22 protein-coding genes are annotated in these 25,635 nt (G+C 64.5%); 7 read left to right on the forward strand and 15 right to left on the reverse strand.

The window, feature by feature from the left end:
* Positions 1–3: 3 nt before the first annotated feature.
* Together VDQ83_RS04010 and VDQ83_RS04015 are read left to right on the forward strand one after the other, a co-directional pair.
* Positions 4–1,206, forward strand: coding sequence for a glycosyltransferase (locus VDQ83_RS04010; RefSeq protein WP_455433944.1), 1,203 nt, complete (start codon positions 4–6; stop codon positions 1,204–1,206).
* Complete coding sequence (locus VDQ83_RS04015) at positions 1,203–2,453, forward strand: lipopolysaccharide biosynthesis protein (protein WP_455433945.1); 1,251 nt, start codon at positions 1,203–1,205, stop codon at positions 2,451–2,453. Before VDQ83_RS04010 ends, VDQ83_RS04015 begins: the two co-directional genes overlap by 4 nt.
* Here VDQ83_RS04015 and VDQ83_RS04020 read toward each other — a convergent pair.
* From VDQ83_RS04020 to VDQ83_RS04030, 3 genes are read right to left on the reverse strand one after another with little or no spacing between them, the layout of a single operon-like run.
* Positions 2,428–3,588: a glycosyltransferase gene (locus VDQ83_RS04020; protein WP_455433946.1), complete on the reverse strand. Its 1,161-nt coding sequence runs from the start codon at positions 3,586–3,588 to the stop codon at positions 2,428–2,430. The genes VDQ83_RS04015 and VDQ83_RS04020 overlap by 26 nt on opposite strands.
* A 1-nt stretch (position 3,589) precedes the next feature.
* A complete protein-coding gene (locus VDQ83_RS04025; protein ID WP_455433947.1) occupies positions 3,590–4,459 on the reverse strand; it encodes an FkbM family methyltransferase in 870 nt (289 codons plus the stop codon).
* Positions 4,456–5,268 (reverse strand): class I SAM-dependent methyltransferase, encoded by an 813-nt coding sequence (locus VDQ83_RS04030; protein ID WP_455433948.1) that lies wholly within the window; start codon positions 5,266–5,268, stop codon positions 4,456–4,458. Before VDQ83_RS04030 ends, VDQ83_RS04025 begins: the two co-directional genes overlap by 4 nt.
* 112 nt (positions 5,269–5,380) lie before the next feature.
* On the opposite strand from VDQ83_RS04030, the gene VDQ83_RS04035 reads away from it, so the two are divergent.
* The gene (locus VDQ83_RS04035) at positions 5,381–6,496 is read left to right on the forward strand and encodes a glycosyltransferase family 4 protein (protein ID WP_455433949.1); all 1,116 of its coding nucleotides are present in this window, start codon (positions 5,381–5,383) and stop codon (positions 6,494–6,496) included.
* Positions 6,497–6,518: 22 nt separating this feature from the next.
* On the opposite strand, the gene VDQ83_RS04040 is transcribed toward VDQ83_RS04035, so the two are convergent.
* The 3 genes from VDQ83_RS04040 to VDQ83_RS04050 are packed head-to-tail and all read right to left on the reverse strand — an operon-like array spanning position 6,519 to position 9,300.
* The gene (locus VDQ83_RS04040) at positions 6,519–8,378 is read right to left on the reverse strand and encodes a hypothetical protein (RefSeq protein ID WP_455433950.1); all 1,860 of its coding nucleotides are present in this window, start codon (positions 8,376–8,378) and stop codon (positions 6,519–6,521) included.
* A gap of 40 nt (positions 8,379–8,418) precedes the next feature.
* Positions 8,419–8,880 (reverse strand): pilin, encoded by a 462-nt coding sequence (locus tag VDQ83_RS04045; protein WP_455433951.1) that lies wholly within the window; start codon positions 8,878–8,880, stop codon positions 8,419–8,421.
* Between the two features lie 9 nt (positions 8,881–8,889).
* Complete coding sequence (locus VDQ83_RS04050) at positions 8,890–9,300, reverse strand: pilin (protein ID WP_455433952.1); 411 nt, start codon at positions 9,298–9,300, stop codon at positions 8,890–8,892.
* A 383-nt stretch (positions 9,301–9,683) separates the two neighbouring features.
* Here VDQ83_RS04050 and VDQ83_RS04055 point away from each other — a divergent pair, with 383 nt between their 5' ends.
* From VDQ83_RS04055 to coaE, 3 genes are read left to right on the forward strand one after another with little or no spacing between them, the layout of a single operon-like run.
* Positions 9,684–10,943, forward strand: a complete 1,260-nt coding sequence (locus tag VDQ83_RS04055) for a type II secretion system F family protein (protein ID WP_455434010.1) — start codon at positions 9,684–9,686, stop codon at positions 10,941–10,943.
* 6 nt (positions 10,944–10,949) lie between these two features.
* Positions 10,950–11,813 carry a prepilin peptidase gene (locus tag VDQ83_RS04060; RefSeq protein WP_455433953.1) on the forward strand — a complete coding sequence of 288 codons (864 nt, stop codon included), beginning with the start codon at positions 10,950–10,952 and terminating at the stop codon, positions 11,811–11,813.
* 13 nt (positions 11,814–11,826) lie between these two features.
* The gene (gene coaE, locus VDQ83_RS04065) at positions 11,827–12,447 is read left to right on the forward strand and encodes a dephospho-CoA kinase (RefSeq protein ID WP_455433954.1); all 621 of its coding nucleotides are present in this window, start codon (positions 11,827–11,829) and stop codon (positions 12,445–12,447) included.
* Between the two features lie 120 nt (positions 12,448–12,567).
* Here coaE and VDQ83_RS04070 read toward each other — a convergent pair whose 3' ends face one another.
* From VDQ83_RS04070 to rimK, 4 genes are all read right to left on the reverse strand, one after another.
* Positions 12,568–13,902 carry a sensor histidine kinase gene (locus VDQ83_RS04070; RefSeq protein WP_263395462.1) on the reverse strand — a complete coding sequence of 445 codons (1,335 nt, stop codon included), beginning with the start codon at positions 13,900–13,902 and terminating at the stop codon, positions 12,568–12,570.
* Positions 13,895–14,572 carry a response regulator transcription factor gene (locus tag VDQ83_RS04075; RefSeq protein ID WP_145703507.1) on the reverse strand — a complete coding sequence of 226 codons (678 nt, stop codon included), beginning with the start codon at positions 14,570–14,572 and terminating at the stop codon, positions 13,895–13,897. The genes VDQ83_RS04070 and VDQ83_RS04075 overlap by 8 nt, the downstream gene beginning before the upstream one ends.
* Positions 14,573–14,586: 14 nt before the next feature.
* Positions 14,587–15,045: a hypothetical protein gene (locus VDQ83_RS04080; protein WP_309921201.1), complete on the reverse strand. Its 459-nt coding sequence runs from the start codon at positions 15,043–15,045 to the stop codon at positions 14,587–14,589.
* A 265-nt stretch (positions 15,046–15,310) separates the two neighbouring features.
* The gene (rimK, locus tag VDQ83_RS04085) at positions 15,311–16,204 is read right to left on the reverse strand and encodes a 30S ribosomal protein S6--L-glutamate ligase (protein ID WP_263395464.1); all 894 of its coding nucleotides are present in this window, start codon (positions 16,202–16,204) and stop codon (positions 15,311–15,313) included.
* 296 nt (positions 16,205–16,500) lie between these two features.
* Here rimK and VDQ83_RS04090 point away from each other — a divergent pair, with 296 nt between their 5' ends.
* Positions 16,501–18,810 (forward strand): TonB-dependent receptor, encoded by a 2,310-nt coding sequence (locus tag VDQ83_RS04090; RefSeq protein ID WP_455433955.1) that lies wholly within the window; start codon positions 16,501–16,503, stop codon positions 18,808–18,810.
* Between the two features lie 245 nt (positions 18,811–19,055).
* Here the strand turns inward: VDQ83_RS04090 and VDQ83_RS04095 are convergent, their stop codons facing one another.
* From VDQ83_RS04095 to VDQ83_RS04115, 5 genes are all read right to left on the reverse strand, one after another.
* Positions 19,056–21,143, reverse strand: a complete 2,088-nt coding sequence (locus VDQ83_RS04095) for a phosphocholine-specific phospholipase C (RefSeq protein WP_455433956.1) — start codon at positions 21,141–21,143, stop codon at positions 19,056–19,058.
* A gap of 337 nt (positions 21,144–21,480) precedes the next feature.
* The gene (locus VDQ83_RS04100) at positions 21,481–22,311 is read right to left on the reverse strand and encodes an alpha/beta fold hydrolase (protein WP_455433957.1); all 831 of its coding nucleotides are present in this window, start codon (positions 22,309–22,311) and stop codon (positions 21,481–21,483) included.
* 112 nt (positions 22,312–22,423) lie between these two features.
* Complete coding sequence (locus VDQ83_RS04105) at positions 22,424–22,876, reverse strand: response regulator transcription factor (RefSeq protein ID WP_455434011.1); 453 nt, start codon at positions 22,874–22,876, stop codon at positions 22,424–22,426.
* 44 nt (positions 22,877–22,920) lie between these two features.
* Positions 22,921–23,568, reverse strand: coding sequence for a response regulator transcription factor (locus tag VDQ83_RS04110; protein WP_455433958.1), 648 nt, complete (start codon positions 23,566–23,568; stop codon positions 22,921–22,923).
* Positions 23,565–25,526, reverse strand: a complete 1,962-nt coding sequence (locus tag VDQ83_RS04115) for a PAS domain-containing sensor histidine kinase (protein ID WP_455433959.1) — start codon at positions 25,524–25,526, stop codon at positions 23,565–23,567. Before VDQ83_RS04115 ends, VDQ83_RS04110 begins: the two co-directional genes overlap by 4 nt.
* Positions 25,527–25,635: the final 109 nt, after the last annotated feature.

The raw sequence follows: 25,635 nt of genomic DNA on the forward strand, positions 1-25,635 counted from the left end.
AACATGACCAAGCCGACGCTCTTGGTGCTGGCCTCCACCTATCCTCGCTGGCGCGACGACCCAGAGCCTGGCTTCGTCCATGAGCTTGCCAGGCGCTTGACCGGCCGCTTTCGGGTCGTGGTGCTGTGCCCCCACGCGAATGGGGCGCTTGAGTACGAAACGATGGATTCAGTTGAAATCCATCGTTATCGATATGCCCCACAGCGCTGGGAAACGCTGGTGAACGACGGCGGCATGGTTTCCAACGTGCAACACAGTCCTTGGAAGGCGCTCCTGCTGCCTGGATTCTTCATCGGCCAGCTGTTCGCTGCCTACCGTGCCGTCCGCAGGTGTCGCCCGACCGTCGTTCATGCGCACTGGCTGATACCGCAGGGCATCGTTGCCACAGCACTAAGTCTTGCCGGTTCTTCCTCGCCCTTTCTGGTCACATCCCATGGCGGAGATCTGTACGCGCTGAAATCGTGGCCTTTTCGCTGGATCAAGCGCGCTGTGATACGGCGATCGGCGCGGCTGGCCGTCGTCAGCGAAGGCATGCTGCAGCAGGTCGCCGCTCTGGGTGCAGACATGTCCAAGGTGGTGGTGGAGCCGATGGGGGCGGATCTTTCCGGCAGGTTCGTTCCCGACCCAACCGTGCCACGGTCGCGCACGGAGATACTGTTCGTCGGCCGGCTCGTGGAAAAAAAAGGCCTTCGTTTCCTGATCGCTGCGATGCACGCGATCCGGGCTGCCGTACCCGGTGCCACGTTGACAGTTGCCGGGTTCGGACCCGAACTGGAGATGCGCAAGGAACAGGTCCGCGACCTGGAACTGCAGGACGCCGTCCGCTTCCTGGGTGCGGTTCCCCAGTCGGAGCTTCCCTCCCTCTACCGCCGCGCCGCCTTGTTCGTCGCTCCTTTTGTCGAGGCAACAAGTGGCGACCAAGACGGCCTCGGACTCGTATTGATAGAAGCACTGGGCTGCGGTTGCCCGGTCGTGGTCTCGGCCATCCCTGCAGTCCGGCGCTTGGCCGAGACATGCAACGGGGTGCATACGGTGCCGCCGGGTAGCACAGCAGCATTAGCCGACGCCATTTCGCGCCTGGTCCGCTCGCCGCAGCCGGTCGATCCAAACGAGGTGCAAGGCTTTGATTGGCATGTGCGTGCCGGAGCATACGCCGCATTGTTGGATACCGTGATGCGACGATGCGAAGTCGCTTCTCCACGATGAACGCCAAGTTCCGCATGCCAAAACTGGGCTGGCTCGCACGCAACACTCTGGGCACGACGCTCTGGCACGCTTTGCGAGTAGGCAGCCAACTCGTCTGGGTACTGCTGTTGGCGCGTGTACTCGGGGCATCCGGATACGGAAACTACTCCGGCATTGCCGGCCTAGCCGTTGCGCTGGGAGGCTTCGCCGGCTTCGGGCTTGGTTTGCGCATGTACCAAGATACTGCACGCGACCAGACCTTGTTCCCCATGAGATGGCAGCAGGCAGGGCGCGCGTTGGCATGGAGTACACCGCTGCTTCTGCTCGCGTACGTAGTGCTTGGGAGCGCCATCTTCCACCAGCCGGGCGGCTGGATACTGCTCGGCATCGGGCTATCGGAAATTCTGTTCGCACCGATCATCGCGCAGGTCGCCTCCGCATACGCGGCCCATACACTGGTGCTGCAAGCAGCGGCGGTACCCGTTGCAGGGTCCTTGGCAAGGGTTGCCGCGGTCGCCGCCTTCATGCAGTTCGAATCTGGCCAAGGGCTTTCCTTGTACGTCTGGCTGCATCTGACAGCGCTGGCCGCTTGCGCCATCTTGTTGCGGCACGGCTGCACAAGGCGGCTACTGGCAAACTCGCCAAACCACGCGCTTGCCTGGAGCGACTTGCGAGCCGGCATCGGACTTTCCGGCATCTGGGCAAGCACGATGGCCTGGACCTCCGTAGACAAGACGTTCGCACTGCGCTGGGGAGGCGAAGCGGTCGCAGGGAACTTCACCGCAGCTCAGCGGTTCACAGGGCTGGCGACACTTCCGATCGAAGGACTCATCGGTGCGGCGCTGCCTCGCATGTTTCGGCAGGGAGCGGGCATGAACGAGCACCCATTCATGATGCGGGCGCTGCTCACATGCACTTTTGCCTATGGGTTGGCCGCGGCCCTGTTTCTTTACTTCGCATCGGGCGCCATCGTCGCGATATTGGGCAGCGACTTCACATCCGCCGCGCCCGTCGTAAAGCTGCTCGCCTGGTGCGCGCCCATCAGTTGCATGCGGATCCTGTTGGCGCACTGGCTCCTGGCGAGAAGCGACATCCGGGCCAGGGTATTGCTGGAGACGATCGGACTTTGCGTCCTGGCGTGCGCAATGTTCGCCCTCACCCCTACGCGAGGAGCATTGGGCTCCGCCTGGGCCATGATCGCAGGCGAATGCACCTTGGTGTTTCTGTTCTCCATCCGCCTGATCACGCATCGGGCGAGCGCGACCTGACGCGAACTCGCGGCCGAAGTCCCGCGACAAGCTCTTCATAAGCATCGATTGATTTTTGCACGCCAAACTCTGCCGCCCGTCGCCTCAACACGTCAGGCTCGACCCGGCACCTACCGTCGATGACACGGATCAACGCTTCGGCCAGCGCATCGTGATCGCCACAGCGGACAAGCTGCCCCAGCCGCCCATCCTCCAGGATTTCGCGCGGTCCGTCGGGACAATCCGTCGAAACCACCTGGGTCCCGCACGCCATCGCCTCCACGAGAACATTGCCGAAGCCCTCGTAGTCTGAGCAAAGGACCAGGACGTCGGCCTGGCGAATATAGGGCAAGGGATTGGCGACATAGCCAAGCCGCTTGCAAATTACACCCAATCCAGCCTCATCCATCCATTGCGACACCCGGGACTCCAGGGGCCCAGTTCCAATCAGCAGCAGCCGCGCAGGCTGTTGAGTGAGGACGCGAGAAAATGCGCGAAGCAGGAGATCAAGACGCTTCTCCGGCGAAAATCGGCCGACGAAGACGACGATGGGAACGCTCCGGTCCGGCCACGGCCAGTCCACCTGTTGCAAAGAGCGCAATTCGCAGTCAGACGCCACCACCGGATTGTGGATCACGCTGACCCTGTCCGGCGACAGCGCCAACTCAGAGCGCATATCGCTAGCCACTGCTTCGGACACGGCGACACACGAATCGGCACGGGGGAAAAGCAGCCGCATCGCGCGCATGAGCAATTCGAGCTTCACCCGCCTGGCACCACGACTTGCAATCCTTGGACCCGATACCGACAGGTGCTGGGTAACCACCACCCGTACTGGTTTCCGGTAAAGCAACTTCAAGAGCAGGACAAGACAAGCCACGTCGTTGGACGTCGTGAAAATTACATCTGGCGCCTGCCGCCGCCACCCGCGCAGGAAACCCGATAAAAAATGAAAAGGCCCACGTGGCGCGATTTCAAGAACCGGAACGTTCGCCGTAAGCCCATCAGGATGCGCAAGCACCTGCCCCGCTACAAGCTTGACGTGGTGGCCTCGAAGGCAAAGCCCATTGGCCAGCGCAACCTGCACACGCTCCAGACCTCCATGACCGAATCGGCTCAGGAGAAGCCAAATATTGGCTGGCTCAGAATCCGTCATTCTATCCGGCGACGGTACAAAGCACGTTCTGGTAGGGCCCGAGAGAGGAACGGTCTACGCTCCATAGCGCCCCATCGGACCGAATGACCTGGAACCGATATCCGAACTCGTGCAGATAATCCAGTATATCGCGCTGATCGTACCCCGCCTTCAACGAGGACTCCTTCTGGACCTCCACGATCAACGAGGGCTTGTACTTCCCCAGTGTGAGCCTGGCGCCCTGCAGACAGGCCAGCTCGGCACCTTCGATATCGACCTTGATGATGTCGACCCTGCGGAGTGGATTCGCATCGAGATAAGCGTCCAGCGTCGTTATTTCGATATCCTGAAGTGCGCGATCGTGCGAAGGTGTCCCAAACAGGCTGCCCAGCCCATGATGCTCGTCTCCAAGCTCTCCTTGCCCGCAGGAAGCGAAGATCGGTACATGGTCATGTCGATTCGACAACCCTTGGCGTACCACCGTGACGTTGCGAAGATCGTTTCGCAGCACATGGCTGCACAACGTGTCGGCGAGGCTGTCGACAGGTTCAAACGAAACGACCCTTCCTGCCTGACCCACGCGCTTCGCCGCCACCAGTGTGATTTCACCGATATTGGCGCCAACATCGATGACGCTCATGCCGGGCGCCAGGATGCGGTCCAACAAGGCCACGATGCCCTGGCTGTAGTACCCCATCCAGAAGATGCGCCGCTGCATGTGTTCCGTCAAAGACAGGTCCATCGCCATGTCGCCGTCAAAATCTCCGATGCTGACCACGGCCCTGTGATGCCGGAAGAGCCGCCTCATGATGGATTGAGGAGCATTGAACCGGCCGCCAAATGAGAACGCTCTGGCAGAGGCACGGAGACCGAGCAAGGTATTGGCCTTCACCTGTACACCCCCTTGTCCGGCGCGTGATTCAGCTTGCGCAGGACATAGATGTGGCACGACGAGCCCAGCAAAAACGAGAGACTCTGCCTCCGCGATATCGACAACTTATGCGCAAATGAATTGCACATCGTGTAGAAGATACCGGTCGACTGTGTCGTGACGGCCTCAAAGCCCCCCTTTCGGAACGTTCCCGACCACCACGAGCGGGAAAAATAGAATGTCTCCGTCAACACGTTGCCTCTTTCTCCGTGCCTCGAAGGAAACAGCGTCTTCCGCCATTCATCGAAGCCCGATGGGGTCTTTGGGATTGCAAGGGAATTCTCGCCCTCAACTGGCGCTTTCGTGGAGGTGGAAACCCGTTGCAGCACCCGGCGCGCCAGCCAGAGATAGTGGCCAGGGATGCTCCAGAGACGGCAAGAGCTACTGGGCAGCACGTGCACAGCGTGACCATTGCGCTTGAGCACGCGCCTCGTCTCATCCAGGATGCGGTCGATGTCCGCGACATGCTCAAGAACGTTCGAGGAAAAAACGATATCGAACGCGCCCTCGGCAAATGGAAGCGTGCGTCCATCGTAGTCCTCGACTTCGAAGACCCGTGCATCATGGTAGTGGCTGCTTGGCAAATCGACCGCGCTCACCTCATAGCCAGCATCCCTCAGCATCAAGGCCTGCTGACCAGTCCCCGCCCCGAGCTCCAGGACGGTTACCGTCCGGCCAGGCGCAGGAACTGGAAAGAACGCAAGGGCCTGCCGCAACTCGTATGCCCGAATCGCCTGCAAGCTCTTGAGATGATGTTCGCTGGCGGACATTGACGACTCTGGAGTGCGAGATCTGGCTGCGGTTAATCTAACGCCTGCACGGTAAGCTTGCCAGACCGCCGCGCGCGCGGCGCTTCAGCGCCGATCGACAGGAAATGCCCGAGTGAAGATATTGGTGGTATGCAAGCGGCAGTACTCGGACAAGGATCTCCTTGAAGACCGCTTCGGGCGACTGTACGAGCTTCCTCGCGAACTGGCCCGGCAGGGCCACTCGGTGCGCGTCTGCGCGCTCAGCTATCGCCGGCGCCCGGAAGACGCCACTCCCAAGCCAGACGATCTCGGCGTCCAGTGGCATTCGATCAACGCACTGCCACAGGGCCTTCTTCGCCATTTCCAGTGGCTCGACACAGCGACCTCCCGCTGGCGTCCAGATGTCGTGTGGGCCAGTTCAGACATGCTCCAGGCGGTGCTTGCCGCCAAATGGGCGATCAAACGAGACGTTCCCTACGTCATCGATCTCTATGACAACTATGAGAGCTTCGGGCTCTCGCGGCTACCCGGCCTGTCTGGCGCATTTCGATCGGCTTGCCGCCGCGCGTATGCATTGACAGCGGTCAGCCACGCCCTTGCGGAGTATGTCCGTGGGAACTACCGCGTAGCCGGTCCTGTCCACGTCGTGGTGAATGGCGTGAACACGGAGATCTTTCACCCCCTCGACAAGCACTCCTCCAGAACCGCGTTGGGACTGCCAGTCGATGCGCGCCTGATCGGTACAGCAGGGGCGCTGACTTCGAGTCGGGGCATCAGCGATCTTTTTGACGCTTTCATCCAACTGGCCCAAGGCATGCAAGACCTTTGGCTGGTTCATGCCGGGCCAACCGATCGGACAGTTCGCCGCTATCGGCACCCTCGCATCATCGACTTGGGGAGACTTCCGCAGACCGAGGTACCCCGCGTCCTGGCGTCGTTGGACGTCGGGGTCGTATGTAATCGAAGTTCAGCGTTCGGACGCTACTGCTTCCCGCTGAAACTGCATGAAATGTTGGCGATGCGCGTTCCGTTGGTGGCCACAGCACTGGGGGACGTTGCACAGGTACTGGACAACCATGCGCCCTGTCTTTACGAGCCAGGCAATGTGGAGATGCTGGCGGACCGCATTTCTATGCAATTGGCACATCCCTCAATTCGCGCAATCCGCATACCGACTTGGCGCAATTGCGCAATCATGCTCGATTCGGCACTTCGGGCTACAACCGCCGGCGCGTCGACGCAGATGTGACGCGACGCGTGGAGTCCCACACCTATTTCAATATGCCGAGTTCTTTGGCCCTTTCATACGCGACAGACGCCTGCTCTTGATGCCCTTCCTGAAGCAGCGTGGAAATCATCTTGGCGACAAACGCAGTGTCCGATCTGCCCGCCTCCACTGCTCTAGCGAACATCAGGTTGGAAAATGTAGGGTCATGCAGGTAGGTAAGTCCGTAGTCGCCGAATTGGGCGTACATGAAGGCAGGGACACCGTCCCGATTGGCAAGTGCGAGACACGCCTCTTTCAGCCTACCATCATCGATCGCCACGCCACGCTTACGCCGCTGAATCAGGTCAGAGACGGATGATGCGACATCCGCCGAAAGCGGCTTTGTTTTCAACTTCGAGATCAAGCCTGACCACCACTCATTCTTGACCGGCTTGCCATAGGCCAGCGCCATCAGAATGAGCCCCTGCTCGGGCAGCGTCGATGCGCTTGGCAGAGCGGCAGCAGCCTCGAACTGTTGCTCGGCCAAGCTGTACAAGGGCGAATCGCCGTCTCCATTGGCGCGCTCCACGAGCGCAATGGCAAGACCGGTTCTCGCCCGCGCGGACTGTGGATTCACGTCCACCAGCTCATTGAAGAAAAGGAACCCATTGCCCCACGTTGCCGAACGAATGGCGCAAAGGCCAACCATGAAGGCGACTACAGCGGCAACACCAACATATTTTATTGCAGGACCATTTCTCAAGGGGATGATGCGCACCAATTCGGCAAGCACAAGGAGTACTCCGAGCAACGAGAAATAGTTCCTGTGCTCAAAAACAAGCTCAAGATCTATCGCGTTGCTCGTCAACAGGTGCCCCGCAAAAAACCAGAAAATCCCGAGCGACAGCAACGGCATCGCTCGCCGCGCAAGCCACCCCACACAAAGTAGAGCGACGATAAAGAGCCACGAAAAAACTGTCGTTACCGGCGAGAGCAGCCCGACAGACTTCGGATAGGAATCGTAATAAAAAATCAAACTCTTCGGCAATGGCAGGGCGATCTGCTGAAGGTAAAGAACCAATACCCTTCCCTGGGTAAGCAAGCGCTCATAGAGCGTGAAATCCCTTCCTTGGAAGGCACCAGGCTGAAGCGCCCGCGGCAAGAGCCACCCGAAGAATATCGCGCTCGCGATCAACCCGAACGCCAGGTATAAGGCGATCAGCAGACGCCTATCTCGCCGGTTGGTCGCAGCAAAGCGGAACAGACAAACTTCCAGCGAGAAGGCATACGCGCCGAAAAGCGTAGCGGACTCCTTGGACAACAGCCCAACCAAGGCGAGCGCTCCGGAAAAGCAGAGCCATCCCCACCCGGCACCTCCTTCCATCTGCCGTTGTCTTCCATGCAGGTAGACAATGAGCGCCAGCAACACGAACGTCAGTGACAGCGACTCCATACGTTGAACCACATACAGCACCGTAGACACCTGAAGGGGATGCACGGCCCACAGCAAGGCGACGACCAGGCAATAACCGATTCCACGCCGAATAGGCATCGCAGTGGCGCTGCGTGTCATCTTCAACAACAGGGCAAACACCAGCCACGCGTTGAAGACCTGGACCGCCACCCCGGTCAACTTATAGCTCCAAGCGTCTTCGCCCGAGAAGTACCAGTTCAGAGCAAAACTCAAGGTAGCCAACGGCCTGCCAACGGAGCCCGGCTCGTAGCCCATGGCCGAGTTTTTCAAGCTCTGGAAGTCTAATGCAGCAAGATGAATCTTCGCGTTGTCGACGATATTCGGGTAATCGTCGAACAAGAATGGCCCCGTCAGCCCAGGCCAATATACGGCCAGAACAACGAACGCCAATACGACAACTCCAAGCCACGGGGAAGCAGCCAGCGCCCGCAAGGTTGGCAGATTCGCCATTACAAGATCCCCGGACCGTAGTATCTACTCAGAAAACCAGTCATCCACACCCTTCGGGCCGATACTTTTCAGGCAAATCGCTGCCATCGCAACTCCACACGCCGGATGTGCTCCGGCGCAGCGACAGCGTCGTTCCAGCGACCAAGTCGTTACCGGCCAAAACGCAGCTGATGCCACCCACCCCTGTTGCAGCATCAACAGACGCAGTTATTTCCGGGCATCGCCCAGATGAGGACAAGCCTATGTAGGAGGCACTGACATCACCTCCCCTGCCGTCGTTGAATGCCATCTCGAGGCCAGTCTGCCCGCCCCGAATTTCACTCAACGCCGCCATGACCTGCGAACGCGAAACATAATTAGTGTAGCCCTGAAGGGCGATCGCAGAAAGAATTGCCACTATGCCGATCACCACCATCAGCTCGATCAAGCTGAAACCGGTTTGGTTGCGCATGCCCGCCCCCCAAAAAGAAAACCCCACTCGCGTGGGGTTCTCTTCAAGCATGACGATGACTTACTGGAGCGCCGTGGAGCAGGTGCTCGGACGATACTTCTCAGTGGCATTGGTCGAGCAGGTCCAGTTGCCAGACGCATTACGCGTCCAACGGATGGACTGATTGTCAACGCCAGCGCCACCAATCATGGTGCAGTTGATGTTGCCGGTATCACCAGCGGTCACCGCAATCGTTTTGCAGCGGCTGGTGGGGCTGGTCAGACCAATATCGCTAGCGTTAGCGATGCTCTTGCCTTCATTGGTCAGCACTTCGAACTGCGTCTTGCCCGGGGTGATGTCGGACAGCGCCGCGGTGACCTGCGACTTGCGCACGTAGTTCTGGTAGGCCGGCAGCGCGATGGCGGCCAGGATGGCGATGATCGCGACGACGATCATCAGTTCGATCAGGGTAAAGCCCTGCTGCTTCTTCATGGTGAATCCCCTAGAGATGGTGTGTAAGTTGGCAGACACTCCGCCCGCGGAGCTTGCTACCCCTCGAGCGCCGCGCGGCAGAGCGCCACGTGCGGGTGATACAAGCAGGCCGCGTGCCAACTTCCCCACGCGCGCCCTATGCTCCCCAGGGCGCATGATGCCCCATCGAATGCCGCTCGACACGGGCAAAGAAAGGATTTGCGACGTGCTTTCCCCTCTGCCAGGATAGGTCACATAGTGACGCAAAACGTCACCTCGTCGGGATTTTGGCTTCTCGCGCCCCGGGGCTTGCCGCGACCATTGCCGCTGATGCCAGACGCCACGGAAACCGATACCATGCCGGTCATGTCCGCCTGGGGATGGCTGGACGGGGAGCACACCTGATGTCCGCAACTCGTAGCGCAGTATCCAAAGAGCCCGTCGCGCGCAATACCAGCCAGCAGCTGCCGTTCGTCTGGGAGGGGACGGACAAGCGCGGCGTCAAGATGAAGGGCGAGCAGACCGCCAAGAACGCCAACCTGCTGCGCGCCGAACTGCGCCGCCAGGGCATCACGCCATCGGTGGTCAAGCCCAAGCCCAAGCCGCTGTTCGGCTCTGCCGGCAGCAAGATCAGCGCGAAGGACATCGCCTTTTTCAGCCGCCAGATGGCGACGATGATGAAGTCGGGCGTCCCCATCGTGGGGTCGCTGGAGATCATCGGCAGCGGGCACAAGAACCCGCGCATGAAGAAGATGGTGGATCAGGTCCGAACTGACATCGAGGGCGGCTCGTCGCTCTACGAGGCGATCAGCAAGCATCCGATCCAGTTCGACGAGCTCTATCGCAACCTGGTCAAGGCCGGCGAAGGCGCAGGCGTGCTGGAGACCGTGCTGGAGACGGTCGCGACCTACAAGGAAAACATCGAAGCGCTGAAGGGCAAGATCAAGAAGGCCTTGTTCTACCCGGCCATGGTCATGGCGGTCGCCCTGCTGGTCAGTTCGATCCTGCTGGTGTGGGTGGTGCCGCAGTTCGAGGACGTGTTCAAGGGCTTTGGTGCGGAGCTGCCGGCGTTTACCCAGATGATCGTAGCTGCATCGCGCTTCATGGTTGCCTATTGGTGGATGCTGCTGATCGTCTTGGTCGGCACCATCGTCGGCTTCATCTTCGCCTACAAACGCTCGCCGTCGATGCAGCACGGCATGGACCGGCTGATTCTGAAGGTGCCGATCATCGGCCAGATCATGCACAACAGCTCTGTGGCACGCTTCTCGCGGACGCTGGGCGTGACCTTCCGCGCCGGCGTGCCCCTGGTGGAGGCGCTGGACATCGTCGCCGGCGCCACCGGCAACAGCGTCTACGAGAAGGCCGTGCTGCGCATGCGCGACGACGTGTCGGTCGGCTATCCGGTCAACGTGGCGATGAAGCAGACCAACCTGTTTCCGCACATGGTCATCCAGATGACCGCCATCGGCGAAGAGGCCGGTGCGCTGGATGCGATGCTGTTCAAGGTGGCTGAGTACTTCGAGCAGGAAGTGAACAATGCGGTGGATGCGCTGAGCAGCCTGATCGAGCCGTTGATCATGGTGTTCATCGGCACCATCGTCGGCGGCATGGTCATCGGCATGTACCTGCCCATCTTCAAGCTGGCCTCCGTCGTTGGATAAGCATTAATGGCATTTCTCGATCAACACCCCGGCCTCGGCTTTCCCGCCGCGGCGGGGTTGGGCTTGCTGGTAGGCAGTTTCCTCAACGTGGTGATCCTGCGCCTGCCGCGGCGCATGGAGTGGCAGTGGAAGCGCGATTCGCGCGAGATCCTGGAGCTGCCGGACATCTACGATCCGCCGCCGCCCGGGATCGTGGTCGAGCCCTCGCACTGCCCGCACTGCAAGCACAAGCTGTCCTGGTACGAGAACATCCCGCTGTTCAGTTGGCTAGCGCTGCGCGGCAAGTGCCGGCATTGCCATGCGCCGATCTCGATCCAGTACCCGCTGGTGGAGATGCTGACCAGCCTGCTGGTGGTCGCCAGCGTCTGGCGCTTCGGCTTCGGTTGGCAGGGGTTCGGGGCGATCGTATTCAGTTGTTTCCTGGTCGCGATGTCGGGGATCGACCTGCGCACTCGCCTGTTGCCGGACCAGCTGACCTTGCCGCTGATGTGGCTGGGCCTGGTCGGCAGCATGGACAATCTGTACATGCCGGCCAAGCCCGCGCTGCTCGGCGCCGCGGTCGGCTATGTATCGCTGTGGTCGGTATGGTGGCTGTTCAAGCAGATCACCGGCAAGGAAGGCATGGGCCATGGCGACTTTAAGCTGCTGGCGGCGATCGGCGCCTGGTGCGGACTGAAGGGCATCCTGCCGACCATTCTGATCTCCTCGCTGGTCGGCGCGATCCTCGGTTCGATCTGGCTGGCGGCCAAGGGCCGCGACCGGGCCACGCCCATTCCGTTCGGTCCCTACCTGGCCATCGCCGGCTGGATCACGTTCTTCTGGGGCACGGAAATCATCGACACCTACATGCGCTGGTCCGGGCTGCGCTGAGCGGGGCGGTGCCTTGAGCGATTTCATCGTCGGCCTGACTGGCGGCGTCGCCTCCGGCAAGAGCGAACTGAGCCGGCGCTTCGAGGCCAAGGGCATCGTCGTCGCCGATGCCGACGTGGCCGCGCGCGCGGTGGTCGCGCCCGGGCATCCGGCGCTCGGGCAGATCGTGGCCCGTTTCGGAGCGCAGATCCTGCGCGAGGACGGCAGCCTCAACCGCGCCGCGCTGCGCCAGCGCATCTTCGAAGACCCGGTGGCGCGCCGCGACCTGGAGGCGATCACCCACCCCGCCATTCGTACGCTGATGCAGCAGGCGTGCCGCGAGGCCGCCAGTCCCTATGCGGTTGCGGCGATCCCGCTGCTGACCGAAGTCGGCGCGCGCACGGCCTATCCGTGGCTGGATCGGATCGTGGTGGTCGATGCTCCGGAAGCGACGCAGCATGCACGCCTGATGCAGCGCGACGGCATTACCGCCGAACTGGCGCAGCGGATGATCGCGGCGCAGGCCACGCGGACGGCGCGGTTGGCGATTGCCGACGATGTCGTGGTCAACGATGGCGATGCGTCGCGACTGCAGGACGCGGCCGATGCGCTGGATCGGCAGTACCGCGCATTGGCGGCGGCGAAGATCGCGTAACAGTCCAATTCGGCGACGCGCGCTTTTGTAGGAGCGGCTTCAGCCGCGACGGGCTTTACCGGTAACGCCTGTCGCGGCTGAAGCCGCTCCTGCAGGAAGCCGGTGCCCGTCCAGTCTCTGTCACGCCGCCCTGAACCACAGCGTCGCCACCACGCCCTTGGTCGCGCCTGGGCGCACGTTGACCTGCCAGCCGTACAGCTCGCACAGGCGGCTGACGATCGACAGGCCGATGCCACCGCCCTGCGAGTGCCCGGCGTGGGTGCCGCGATAGCCGCGCTGGAACAGCTTGGCGGCGTCTTCCTCGCTGAGGCCGGGGCCGGAGTCGATCACCTGCACCGCATCGCTCAGCACCCGCACCACCACCTGGCCTTCGTGGGTGTACTTGACCGCGTTGCCGATCAGGTTGCCCAACGCCACCGACAACGCCGCCTCCGGCGCGTCGATGCTCAGGTTGCGTTCGCCCTCCAGCAACAGTTGCAGCGGCTTGCCGCCCAGTTGCGCGCGGTGCGATTCGATCAGTTGCTCGGCGACCTTGGCCACGTTGCTGTTGCCCTGCCCGCGCTCGTTGCGCGACAACAGCAGCAGCGAACCGATCAGGTCGCTGCACTGCTGTTCGGCGCGCTGGATGCGTTGCAGGCGCTGCAGCACCTTGTCGTCGAGATTGGGGCGGGTCAGCAGCAGTTCGGTGGCGCCGCGGATCACCGCCAACGGCGTGCGCAGTTCGTGGCTGACGTCGGCGTTGAACTCGCGGTCGCGCTGCACCACCTCGGTGAGCCTGGCCGAATAGTCGTCCAGCGCCTCGGCCAGCTGCCCGACTTCGTCGTCGGGGAAATGCGGCGCCAGCGGCTTGGGATCGCTGCTGCCGCGATAGGCGCGCAGGCGCGCCGCCAGATCGGAGACCGGGCGCATCACCCGCGACGCCGACCACCAGCCGATCACCAGCGACAACGCACTGAACACCAGCACCGACAGGATCAGGGTGCGGTTGAGCTGCACCTCGCCCTGGATGGTCTGGGTCATGTCATAGGCGAGGAAGAACCACACGTCCGGCGTCTTGCGCACCGCGACCTTGTAGGAGAACGGCTTGCCCGATTCGTCGCGCCCGGAGACGGTGTGGATGCCGTCGGAAAAGTTGTACCACTCCGGCTGCTCGCGCTTGAGCGCTTCGAAGCGATCGCTCTTGACCACCCGGCCGACCATCTGCTGCACCGGCAGGTCGGGGTTCTTCGACGGCGCGGAAAAGAACCGGCGCGCGTACTCGTCGATATTGCGATTCATCACCGCTTCGACCAGTTGGTTCTCCACCCGCGCGCGCGCCCAGTTGGTGGCGAACGCGAACAGTGCCGTCAGGCCGAAGCCCAACAGCACGAAGGAGAGGATGATGCGGCTGCGCAGGCGGCGGCGGTAGCGCCCGCGCCGCCGCACCGCGCGCGGCAACTCCCCAGCTTCAGGCATCGGGCGCGGCGATGCGGTAGCCGATGCCGTGGCGGGTCTGGATCATCGGCACGTCGAAGGGCTTGTCGACCACCGCGCGCAGGCCGTGGATGTGCACGCGCAGCGAATCGGAGTCCGGCAGCTCCTCGCCCCAGACGCGAGTTTCCAGCTCCTGCCGGGTCACCACCGCGGGCGAGGCTTCCATCAGCGCCTGCAGGATCTTCAGCGCGGTCGGGTTGAGCTGCAGCAGCTTGCCCTGGCGCCGCACTTCCAGCGTGTCCAGGTTGTATTCCAGGTCGCCGGTCTCCAGCACGCGGGTGTGCACGCCCTTGCCGCGGCGCGACAGCGCGTTGAGCCGCACTTCCACTTCCTGCAGCGCGAACGGCTTGATCAGGTAGTCGTCGGCGCCGGAATCGAAGCCCGCCAGCTTGTTGTCCAGCGAGTCGCGCGCAGTGAGCATCAGCACCGGGGTCTGCTTGCGCGCTTCGTTGCGCAGCTTGCGGCACACTTCGATGCCGTCCATGCCCGGCAGGTTGAGGTCGAGCACGATCGCGTCGAATTCGTGCACCACCGCCAGGTGCAGGCCGGTGACGCCATCGGCGGCGAAATCCACCGTATGCCCGCGGTCCTCGAGGTAGTCGCCCAGGTTGGCAGCGATATCGCTGTTGTCTTCGATCACTAGAATTCGCACCAACATTTACCCCGTCAGTCGTACTTGCCAGTTGGATTGCGCCGCATCAGTTCCTGCGCATCCTCGTTGTCGCGGCGGCGTTCCGCCACGGTCTTGCATTGCGTCGTGGTACGCAGCGATCCGGTGACCGCTTCGCGCCTGCAGATCAGCCGGCTGTCCGCCGATGCCTTGGTCAGCAGCGCGTTGACCGTTTCCTGATCGTTGAACAACACGACCTTTTCTTCCTCGCGCAGCGTGTCGACGTCGGGATGGGCGTTGAGCACCGTCGCCATGCGCGACAGTGCCGCTTCCACCTTGCCGCGATCTTCTGTGCCGAGTTCGGAATAGGTCTTGCCGTCGTCCAACTGCTGGCGAATTGTACTGAGTTGCTGCGCGAACGATTTCTTCACGTTCATGGGCGCCTCACCTTTCGGCGCAGCGACCGCGCTGCACGCGAGCGCCATTCCCAGCATCAAACCGATCACGCTTTTCATCCCTGTCCCCTAGGCGATTGGTGGTGTGAATCACAAATGTAGCCCCCCGGCGAACGGGGCCGCAAGCTGCAAGCAACCTTGGTCCGCCGGGTCGCCGAAAAACCGGCCCGCGGGAACAAAAAGGCCCAAGCGGCAAGGCCGCTTGGGCCGAAAGGTATATCCCGATTACCGTTCCTGCTGAGGAGGGCAGAGCTGCGGTCCGACGAAGCATACGCAGGCGCGAATTAAACCCGTGTTAAGCCAGAATGGCCGGACAGATATCGCCTTAAGTAGCTGATTTCTTTCGGATCAAGCTCGCCTCGAGGTGCTCGATGACCTTGCCCGCGATGTCCAGCCCGCAGACCGCCTCGATCCCCTCCAGGCCCGGGGTGGAGTTGACCTCCAGCACCAGCGGACCGCGCCGCGAGCGGATCAGGTCGACTCCGGCCACGCCCAGGCCCAGGGCCTTGGCCGAGCGCACCGCCACCTCCTGTTCGCCGCGGCTGGCGATCGCCAGCTGCGCGCTGCCGCCGACATGCAGGTTGGAGCGGAAGTCGCCTTCCGGCGCCTGCCGGCGCATCGCCGCGACCACCTGGTTGCCGACCACGAAGCAGCGCAGGTCGGCGCCCTCGGCCTCGCCGATGAACTCCTGCACCAGGAAATTGGCGTACAGCCCACGCAGCGCCTCGACCACGCCGCGCGAGGCGCTGGTCTTCTCGGTGAGGATCACGCCGGTGCCCTGGGTGCCTTCGTTCAACTTCACCACGTGCGGCGGCGGCCCCAGCATCGACAGCAGGTCGCCGGTGTCATCGGGGTTGTCGCCGAACACGGTCATCGGCATGTCGATGCCCTTGGCCGCCAGCAACTGGTGGGCGCGCAACTTGTCGCGCGCGCGCAGGATCGCGTCGGACGGATTGGGCGTGCGCACGCCCATCATCTCCAGCTGGCGCAGCACCGCGGTGCCGTAGCGGGTGACGGAATTGCCGATGCGCGGCAGCACCGCGTCATAGCCGGTGATCGGCTTGCCCTTGTAATGCATGGTGAAGGAGCCGGCGGCGATGCGCATGTAGCAGCGCAACGGGTCGAGCACGCGCACCGTATGCCCGCGTTCGCGACCGGCCTCGACTAGGCGGCGCGTCGAATACAGCTTGGTGTTGCGGGACAGGATGGCGAGCTTCATCGAGGCGCGACGGCGGTGGCTGGCCCGGCATCATACGTTGCGCCGTCGGCACCGCGGCATCGGCGCGATGCCGGCGCTGACCGGCGGCTGGCGCATGTACGCGGCAGCGCGTAGTACGCGGCCTGCGGGTGCGAGCTCGACCGGCGCCGCCGGGCTGTCCCACAGCCGACACGGGACCGCCCCGAAACCTTCACAAAACGGTTGCATGGTGGCGGGCGGGCCACACCGGCCGTGTGCTGGCTGTCACGCATCACGCGGTGGGTCCCCACGCCTCCCCACCTTTTATTGGAATTTCGATGATCCCCACCTCCAGACCCTTGCGCCTGCATGCGCTGGTGCTCGCCGTCGCGTCCGCGCTGCCGGCCTTCGCCGCGCTGGCCGAGACCGCGCCGGTTGCCGATGGCGCCAGCGCAGATGCGACGACCGCCACCGGCGGCAGCGATGCGACGATGCTCGACGCGATCACCGTGGTGTCCACCGGCACCACCCGCCAGGTGCAGCGCATCACCCGCGAGGACATCGGCACCGCCGCCCCCGGCACCAGCGCGCTGAAGGTGCTGGACAAGCTGCCCGGCGTGCAGTTCCAGTCGGCCGATGCGTGGGGCGCCTACGAGTGGTCGACCGCGATCACCCTGCACGGCTTCGACCAGAGCCGCCTCGGCTTCACCCTGGACGGCATCCCGCTGGGCACCATGAACTACGGCGTCAGCGACGGCCTGCAGGTGACCCGCGCGATCATCTCCGAGAACGTGGGCTCGGTGGAGCTGGCGCAGGGCGCCGGCGCGCTGGGCACCGCCTCAAGCAGCAACCTCGGCGGCACCGTGCGCTACTACTCCGACGACCCGGATGCCGAGCCGGGCATCCGCTTCAGCCAGACCTTCGGCTCCGATTCCGCGCGCCGCACCTACCTGCGCGGCGACATCGGCGACCTCAACGGGTTCTCGATGTACACCGCGCTGGTGCACGGCGAAACCGACAAGTGGAAGGGCTACGGCAACAACGAGTACAGCCAGGCCAACGTCAAGGCGCTGTACCAGTGGGGCGACGGCAACCGGGTCAGCCTGTTCCTGGACAGCTCCAAGCGCAAGGAATACGACATCATGGACCTGTCGCTGACCTCGCAGAAGGCGCTGGGCTGGGACTGGGACTACCTGATGCCGGACTGGAACAGCGCGGTGCAGATCGCCAACGCGCTCAACGGCAACGGCAGCTATCCGGCATCGTTGAACGCCCTGCCCGCCGACTACGGCAAGGCCGACGCGTCGTACTACTCCGGCGCCGGCCTGCGCGACGACAACCTGGCCGCGCTCAGCGGCGCCTTCAACCTCGGCGGCACGGCCACGCTGAACCTGGCCGGCTACTACCACGACAACACCGGCGAAGGGCAGTGGACCACGCCGTACGTGCCCTCCTCGGCCACGGTGCCGCTGTCGATGCGCACCACCGATTACCGGCTCAACCGGCATGGCGTCACCGCGTCGCTGAACTTCACCGTCGCCGGCAACGAGATCGAGATCGGCGGCTGGTACCAGAACGCCAAGACCGTGCAGGAGCGCAACTACTTCCTGCTCGATGGCGCGTTCACCGATCTGTTCTACTTCAACAAGGCCGGCACCCGGTTCGAGCGCGGCTTCTCCCAGCACTACGAAACCGACACGCGCATGTTCTATGCGCAGGACACGCTGCGCCTGCTCGACGACCGCCTGACCGTGAACTTCGGCGCCAAGAAACTGCAGGTGGACACCACCTCGCAGTCGCTGGTGCCGACCACGTCCTACGCGGTCGGCGAAATCAAGGCCGATTCGGACCTGCTGCCGCAGGTGGGCGTGAACTACAAGCTCGACGAGCATCAGGAAATCTACGCGTCCTACAACAAGAACATGGCCGGCTTCGGCTTCACGCCGTTCCAGGAATCGCAGGCGGCGTTCGACGCGATCAAGAGCTCGCTGGAGCCGGAGACCGCGCAGACCTACGAACTGGGCTACCGCGTGCGTGGCGACGGCATCGAGGCGTCGCTGGCGCTGTACCACACCACTTTCGACGACCGCCTGCTGGTGACCTCGCCGTGCACCGCGATCCAGACCTGCGCGGCCACGCTCAACAACGTCGGTTCGGTACGTAGCCAGGGCGCCGACCTGGCGGTGATGTGGCGCCCGATCGCGCAGCTGCGCTGGTTGAACTCGCTGTCCTACAACGACGCCACCTACCAGGACGACTACCTCAGCGGCGGCGTGGTCGCCACCGCCGGCAAGCGCGTGGTCGGCATCCCGGAGTGGATGTTCTCCAGCAGCCTGGCCTACGAGAACGCCGGCTGGCACGCGGCGCTGGACGGCAAGTACACCGGCCGCCGCTACATCAGCTACCTCAACGACTCGTCGGTGCCGAGCTACTGGCGTTTCGACCTGAGCGCCGGCTACGACTTCGGCCAGGTCGGCATGTTCCAGAACCTGGGCCTGAGCGCCAACGTCACCAACCTGCTGGACAAGCGCTACTTCGCCACGGTCGGCACCAACGGTTACGTGGTCTCCGATCCGAATGGCTACAACCAGACGCTGATGGCCGGCGCGCCGCGGCAGTTCTTCGTCACCTTCAGCGGCAAGTTCTAGGCGAGATCGCCAGGGAAGGCGATGCGCCGCCGTTGCATTGGGTAACGGCGGCGGTTGCATCGGAATGCCGCATAAGTAAAGAAGCCGCCATGGGCGGCTTCTTTTTGTGCGCCTATTGCATACCGGGGAATCTGTCGCGGCTGAAGCCGCTCCTACAGAGGCGCGGCGTGCGTGGTGCCAGCCTTTTGTAGGAGCGGCTTCAGCCGCGACACACAGCCAAGGCCACCTGAACCCCGCCGCCGCAGCTAACCTGCAACGACGCGACCGATCGCCGGGTCGCTCATGCTCGGGCGGCCGGTCTCGATATGCCCGGCCAGGCGCCGCCGCCACTGCGGCATGGCCTCGCTCGCGATCTCCAGGTCGTACCAGTGGTGCTGGGCCTGCAGCGGGAAGCGCAGCACCTGGCGCGCGCCGGCCGCCAGTTCCTGCATCTGTTCCGCTCCGCCACGGTAGCCGTCGCGGATGCGCAGCCGGCACGCCTGTGTGCCGGCGTTGCGCAGCTCCAGCAGCAGGCATTGCGTGGCCGCCTCGTAGTCGGCCTCGGCCTGCAATCCGGCGTCGGCCACGCCATCGCCGTGGAATTCACGCAGGAAGCCGTTGGGGCCATGCACGCGCAAGGCATAACCGGCATCGGCCGCGGCGCCGCGCCATGCGCGCGCATCCTGCAATTCGCTGCCCGCCGCCACCGTGTAGAACCACGGGCCGGCACCACCGCCATCGGCGTAGGCATTCAGGGCGACGCCGACGGCGCCGCGATTGACCATCCGCAACGCCGTGCCCTGCGCTCCAGGCTGCAGGCGCACGTCGAAATCGTAAGGCAGCGCGCGTGCCGGGCGCTGCCCGGGCTCCTGCACCGGCAGCGCCTGCTGCGCGGGCCGCTGCGGCAGCGGCAAGGCCGCGGTCGCGTCGACGCGGGCGATGAAATCGCGCGTGTCGGGCAGGGCGACGCGGGCGTCGTCGTGGCCGGCGAAATCCAGCGCCGAGGTCAGGTCGCCGGCGATCGCGCGGCGCCACGGGCCGATGTTGGGCTCGGCGACGCCGAAGCGGCGCTCCAGGAAGCGGATCACCGAGGTGTGGTCGAACACCTGCGAATCGACCCAGCCGCCGCGGCTCCACGGCGACACCACCAGCATCGGCACGCGCGGACCGAGGCCGACCGGAACGCCGTGGTAGTTCTCGCCGCGCAGATCCACGTTGCTGGCGCCGATGGCCGGATCGGTCGCCGGCAGCGCCGGCGGCACGTGGTCGAAGAAGCCGTCGTTCTCGTCGTAGTTGATAAGGAACACGGTCTTGGACCAGACCTCCGGCGAGGCCGCCAGCACCTCCAGCAGGCGCGCGCTCAGCGATTCGCCATACGCCGGCGTGCCCTGCGGATGCTCGCTGAGCAGGTACGGCGCCACGATCCACGACACCTGCGGCAGCTTGCCGCTGCGCACGTCGCGTTCGAACGCAGCGACCAGGTGTTCGCCGCGCGAGGCCTTGGCGTTGTCGGCGGTGGAACCGGGCACGATCGCGCGACCACGCTGGTACAAGGGCGAGCTGCGGTCCAGATTGCGGAAATTGGCGAAGTACGGGTGGCTGTTGTCGCCGTAGTTGTCGAATTCCTGGTAGACCTGCCAGCTGACCCCGGCCTGCTGCAGGCGCTCGGAATAGGTGGTCCACGTGTAGCCGGGGAACGCCGGGTTGTCGCGCGCCATGTCGCCGGTCCAGTTGCCGTCGTCGCGGTTGTTCACCGCCTGCTCGCCGTCGTTGCCCACGTCCAGGCCGCTGGTGCCGGTGAACATGTACATGCGGTTGGGATTGGTCGGGCCGAACAGCGAGGCGTGGTAGCCGTCGCAGATGGTGAAGGCGTCGGCCAACGCGTAGTAGAACGGCAGGTCCTCGCGCTGGAAGTGGCCCATGGTCATCGCCGTCTTCTGCGCGATCCACGCGTCGTGGTGCTTCCAGGTCTCGTGCGAGCCCTTCCAGTGGTGGTCCAGGCCCTCCATCGACTGCGCGCTGCTGGTCTGGGCGTTCAGGCGGAACGGCAGAACGTAGCGATCGCCGGCGCCGGCCTCGGGCTGGTACCAGACCGGGCGGCCGCTGGGCAGGCGCAGCGGCCGTGGATCGCCGAAGCCGCGCACTCCGCGCAGGCACCCGAAGTAGTGGTCGAACGAGCGGTTCTCCTGCATCAGGATCACCACGTGCTGCACGTCCTGCACGGTGCCGGTGACCCGCGCCGGCGGCACCGCCAGCGCGCTGCGGATCGCGCCGGGCAACAGCGGCATGACCGCCCCCGCGCCGAGGGCCAGGGATGCACTGGCGAGGAAACGGCGACGACTGTGTTCGACCATGGGGGAGAGACCGGCAACGAGCATGCGCTCACGAGCCTGCCAGCGTAGACGCCGCGGATGAAGCGGGTTTGACAGCACGCCGAATCGGACGAGCAGGTTCGACCAACTACGCGAGCGAGCGTGGCGAATACATGCTTCCATTCGTCGTGGCGCCCTGACCACCGTCTTCGCTACGGCAGGACGGCGGTCTCGGCAAGGCGGTGCGGGCACGCCAGTGCATTCGCCCTTCTGATCGCTACCGCGTGGCGGCCGATCGAAAATCGAATCGGCGGCCACGCGTGGTACCGCTGCATGCGACAGGAGCGGAGCGGGTGCCCCGCTCCTGCGCAAGCCCGCCTCAGCCCTGGATGAAGGCCAGCAGGTCGGGGTTGATCACATCGGCGTGGGTCGTGCACATGCCGTGCGGATAGCCCGGGTAGACCTTCAGCGAGCCGTTCTTCAGCAGCTTGGCCGAGAGCAGGCCGGAGTCGGCGATCGGCACCACCTGATCGTCGTCGCCGTGCATCACCAGGGTGGGCACGTCCATCGCTTTCAGGTCTTCGGTGAAGTCGGTTTCCGAGAACGCCTTGATCCCTTCGTAGTGCGGCTTGGCGCCGCCGATCATGCCCTGCCGCCACCAGTTCTGGATCGCGCCCTGCGAGACCTGGGCGCCCGGACGGTTGAAGCCATAGAACGGGCCGCTGGCGAAGTCGAGATAGAACTGCGCGCGGTTGGCGGCGAGCCCGGCACGGATGCCGTCGAACACCTCCATCGGCAGTCCGCCCGGGTTGGCCGCGGTCTTGAGCATGATCGGCGGCACGGAACTGATCAGCACCGCCTTGGCCACGCGGCCCTTGCCATGCGCGACGACATAGCGCGCCACTTCGCCGCCGCCGGTCGAATGGCCGATGTGCACCGCATTGCGCAGGTCCAGATGTTCGACGACGGCGGCCACGTCGGCGGCGTAATGCTCCATGTCGTGGCCGTCGCTGACCTGGCTGGAACGGCCGTGGCCGCGCCGGTCGTGCGCGACGACGCGGAAGCCCTTGCCGAGGAAGTACAGCATTTGCGCGTCCCAGTCGTCGCTCGACAGCGGCCAGCCATGGTGGAAATAGATCGGCTGGGCCGTCTTGGGGCCCCAATCCTTGAAGAAGATCTCGACGCCGTCGTTGGTGGTGATCGTGCTCATCGGTTTGCCTTTGTTGGGTGAGGGGTGAAGTGCAGACACAGACTAGGGATTCGGGCGGCACGCGGAAATCCTACGCTCGGCTTGCCGCCTCATACGAAGGTGTGGGTCGCGGCTATGACGCGCCGTTGCCGGCGAGCGCACTAGCCAGGCAATGGGCGATGCGGTCGCCATCGACCGGCTTGTCGAGGAACGCGCAGGCGCCGCGCGCCATGACCCGGGTGCGGACCGTCTCGGCGGGGAACGCGGTCATGAAGATCATCGGGAAGGTGCGGCCGCGCGCGAGCAATTCGGCCTGCAGTTGCTCGCCGCTCATCCGCGGCATCTGCATGTCGGCGATCAGGCAATCCGGATCGGCGCGCTCCCGCTCGTCCAGGAACTCGGTGGCCGAGCCGTAGCTTCGGATCGCGTAGCCGAACGAGCGCAACAGACTGGACAAGGAGGCCCTCACCCCTTCGTCGTCGTCGATGATCGCGATTACGGCAGCCTGGCTATCCACGGGGGTCCTTCGTACCGCGTGTCGCACGTCAAGTGCGTCCGGTGCGCGGCCGATGCCCCTTTGTCCCATTTCGCCGGTGCGGCGAAAATCATACACAGGTTTGCCCGTGACCCTCAGGGTCGGGAAACCCCCAGCGTTTCGGCGCTGCGCACCAGGTCGGCAAGCGAGCGTACGCCCATCTTGCGCATGACGTTGCCGCGATGGATCTTCACCGTGATCTCGCTCAGGCCCAGCTCGCCGGCGACCTGCTTGTTCATCAGCCCGGACACCACCAACGCCAGCACCTCGCGCTCGCGCGGCGTCAGCGTGGCGTACCTGGCGTGCAGCGCCTGTACCGCGCCGCTGGCCACGCGCCGCTGCCGGTCGCGCTCGATCGCCGCGCTGACCGCATCCAGCATGTCCTGGTCGCGGAACGGCTTGGACAGGAAATCGACCGCGCCGGCCTTCATCGCTCGCACCGTCATCGGGATATCGCCATGGCCGGTCATGAACACGATCGGCAGGTGGATGCCGTTGCGCGCGAGCTGGTCCTGGAAGTCCAGGCCGCTGATGCCCGGCAGCCGCACGTCGAGCACGATGCATCCGCACACGTCCGCCAGCGCCGCCTGCAGCAGCTCCGCCGGGGAGGCGAAGATCCGCGTGCGCAGGCCGATCGAGCGCAACAGGCTGTCGAGCGAATCGCGCACTGCCGCATCGTCGTCCACGACCACCACCACGGGCGGGCCGGGCGCGGCGGCGTGCGTCGGCGACTGCCCGCTCATGCCTGCGGAGCGCCGGGCGTTGCCGCCAACAGCAGGCGGAAGCTCGCGCCCTGGCCGGGCGCGCTTTCCACCGACAAGTGCCCGCCATGCGCTTCGGCGGTGGTCCTGCAGATCGCCAGCCCCATGCCCATGCCCTGCTGTTTGGTGGTGAAGAACGGATCGAACAGGCGCTGCAGATGCTCCGCGGCGATGCCCGGGCCGGTGTCGGCGACCGTGATTGCGAGCGTGTCGTGCTTGTCGCGCATCGCGCGAATGCGCAACACGCGCGGCGCGGACTGGCCGGCCATCGCCTGGCTGGCGTTGACCATCAGATTGACCAGCACCTGCTGCAGCTGGATGCGGTCGCCGACCACGGCCGGCAGGTCCGGCTGCAGGTCCACCTGCAACGCCACCTGGCCGCGCGCGAACTCGTGCTCCACCAGGCGCACCGCGTCCTCGACCAGCGCGGCGGCGCTCAACGCGTCGCGCTTCATCGGCGCCTTGCTCAGGAAATCGCGCACGCCCCTGACGATCTCGCTGGCGCGGCGCCCTTCGGCAATGATGCGGCCGAGGGCGGCATCCACTTCGTACAGGTCGGGCACGTCGCGATGCAGCCAGCGCATCGCCGCCTCGCCGTTGGTCACCACCGCCATCAGCGGTTGGTTGACCTCGTGCGCGATCGATGCGGTCAGTTCGCCCAGCGTCGCCACCCGCGCGGCATGCGCCAATTCCACCTGCGCGGTCAGCAGCGCGCGTTGCGCCTGCTTGCGCTCCGAATGGTCCACCACGAACACCAGCACGCAGCCGTCGTCGTCCGGGCCGGGAAAGGTGATGGTGAAGAGCACCGGAATGCGGCGTCCATCGGCGCGGACGATCTCGGTCTCGCCCTCGTGGAAGGCATCGCCCGCGACGAACGCGGCCAGGGCCGCGGCGAAGCTGCGTTCGCCTTCGCCCAGCAGGTCGTCGACCGAGCTTCGCGCATGCAGCGCGGCGTCGCCGCCGACCATGGACAGGAACGCCGGGTTCAGCCCGTCGTTCCTGGTCAGCCGGCGCGCGCGTTCGACGAAGTCCGGGTGATCGGCCAGATAGGCGTTCAGCGCCGCGGTGTCGTGCAGCCCAAGCGCGGCCAGCTCGGCCCGCAGCGCGGTCCAGTCCTGCTGCGCGACACCGATGCGGCTGGCATCGAACATCCGCCGGTAGCGGCGCTCGCTCTGCACCAGCGCCGCATAGGCGGCCTTGCGCTCGGTGACGTCGGTATGCGTCTCCAGCACGCCCATCGGCGCTTCGTGGGGATCGCGCTGCAGCACCCAGCGGCTCTCCACGACCAGCGTGGCGCCGGCCCTGGTGCGCTGCTCGAGCACGCCGTTCCAGGCGCCTGCGTCCAGCAGCATGGCCTCGATCGCCTGCCGCTGGATCGGATAGCGGGTATCGAGCAGGTCGTCCGCGACCCGGCCGAGCGCCTGCTGCGCCGACCAGCCATACACCTCCTCGGCGGTGCGGTTCCAGAAGGTGATCACGCCGAAGCGATCGCGCACGAAGATCATGTCGTGCGACAGGTCCAGCAAGGTGGCCTGGGCGCACAGCGCCTTCATCGCCTTCTGGTTCTGCAGCAGCAGCACCGCGGTGGTCGCGATCGCCGCCAGGCTGACGATGGCGCGCAAGGTCTGCGAGCCGACCTGCGCGACGCCGTGCGTGTCCACATAGGTGGCGATGGTGAGGGCGGCACCGCTCAGCGCGGTCACCACCATGTCGCTGCGCCGCGCGGTGCGCGCCACCAGCAGCAGGGCGACGACGTACAGCACCGCGATGGCGCCTTCGAGCGCGGTGAAGGTATCGACCACGAAGATGGCGCACATCAGCAGCCCCGCCACCAGCCGCAACGCCAGCCGGCGCCGGCCGTCGCCCGCGTAGGCCCACGTCGCGGCGTCCCATCGCAATGGCGAAAGCGCGAAGCGCTGCTTGCGAGAGGGGGTGAACAAAGGAGTGCCTCCGGGGATGGGAACGCGCGCGCGACCGCGCAGGCGACCACGGCCAAGCGAATGGCCAACGCGGTACCTGCGGCAACAGGCACGGTAGGACCTGCTTCGC

The organism is Xanthomonas sp. WHRI 7945 (assembly GCF_035026585.1).

Bases quoted from the DNA above. Each gene is read 5' to 3' on its own strand.
- VDQ83_RS04060 (WP_455433953.1), top strand. From the start codon at position 10,950: ATGGCATTTCTCGATCAACACCCCGGCCTCGGCTTTCCCGCCGCGGCG.
- VDQ83_RS04090 (WP_455433955.1), top strand. From the start codon at position 16,501: ATGATCCCCACCTCCAGACCCTTGCGCCTGCATGCGCTGGTGCTCGCC.
- VDQ83_RS04040 (WP_455433950.1), bottom strand. From the start codon at position 8,378: ATGGCGAATCTGCCAACCTTGCGGGCGCTGGCTGCTTCCCCGTGGCTT.
- VDQ83_RS04105 (WP_455434011.1), bottom strand. From the start codon at position 22,876: ATGGGACAAAGGGGCATCGGCCGCGCACCGGACGCACTTGACGTGCGA.
- VDQ83_RS04070 (WP_263395462.1), bottom strand. From the start codon at position 13,902: ATGCCTGAAGCTGGGGAGTTGCCGCGCGCGGTGCGGCGGCGCGGGCGC.
- VDQ83_RS04080 (WP_309921201.1), bottom strand. From the start codon at position 15,045: ATGAAAAGCGTGATCGGTTTGATGCTGGGAATGGCGCTCGCGTGCAGC.
- VDQ83_RS04045 (WP_455433951.1), bottom strand. From the start codon at position 8,880: ATGCTTGAAGAGAACCCCACGCGAGTGGGGTTTTCTTTTTGGGGGGCG.
- VDQ83_RS04055 (WP_455434010.1), top strand. From the start codon at position 9,684: ATGTCCGCAACTCGTAGCGCAGTATCCAAAGAGCCCGTCGCGCGCAAT.
- VDQ83_RS04100 (WP_455433957.1), bottom strand. From the start codon at position 22,311: ATGAGCACGATCACCACCAACGACGGCGTCGAGATCTTCTTCAAGGAT.
- VDQ83_RS04020 (WP_455433946.1), bottom strand. From the start codon at position 3,588: ATGACGGATTCTGAGCCAGCCAATATTTGGCTTCTCCTGAGCCGATTC.
- VDQ83_RS04015 (WP_455433945.1), top strand. From the start codon at position 1,203: ATGAACGCCAAGTTCCGCATGCCAAAACTGGGCTGGCTCGCACGCAAC.
- rimK (WP_263395464.1), bottom strand. From the start codon at position 16,204: ATGAAGCTCGCCATCCTGTCCCGCAACACCAAGCTGTATTCGACGCGC.
- VDQ83_RS04095 (WP_455433956.1), bottom strand. From the start codon at position 21,143: ATGGTCGAACACAGTCGTCGCCGTTTCCTCGCCAGTGCATCCCTGGCC.
- VDQ83_RS04110 (WP_455433958.1), bottom strand. From the start codon at position 23,568: ATGAGCGGGCAGTCGCCGACGCACGCCGCCGCGCCCGGCCCGCCCGTG.
- VDQ83_RS04010 (WP_455433944.1), top strand. From the start codon at position 4: ATGACCAAGCCGACGCTCTTGGTGCTGGCCTCCACCTATCCTCGCTGG.
- VDQ83_RS04030 (WP_455433948.1), bottom strand. From the start codon at position 5,268: ATGTCCGCCAGCGAACATCATCTCAAGAGCTTGCAGGCGATTCGGGCA.
- VDQ83_RS04050 (WP_455433952.1), bottom strand. From the start codon at position 9,300: ATGAAGAAGCAGCAGGGCTTTACCCTGATCGAACTGATGATCGTCGTC.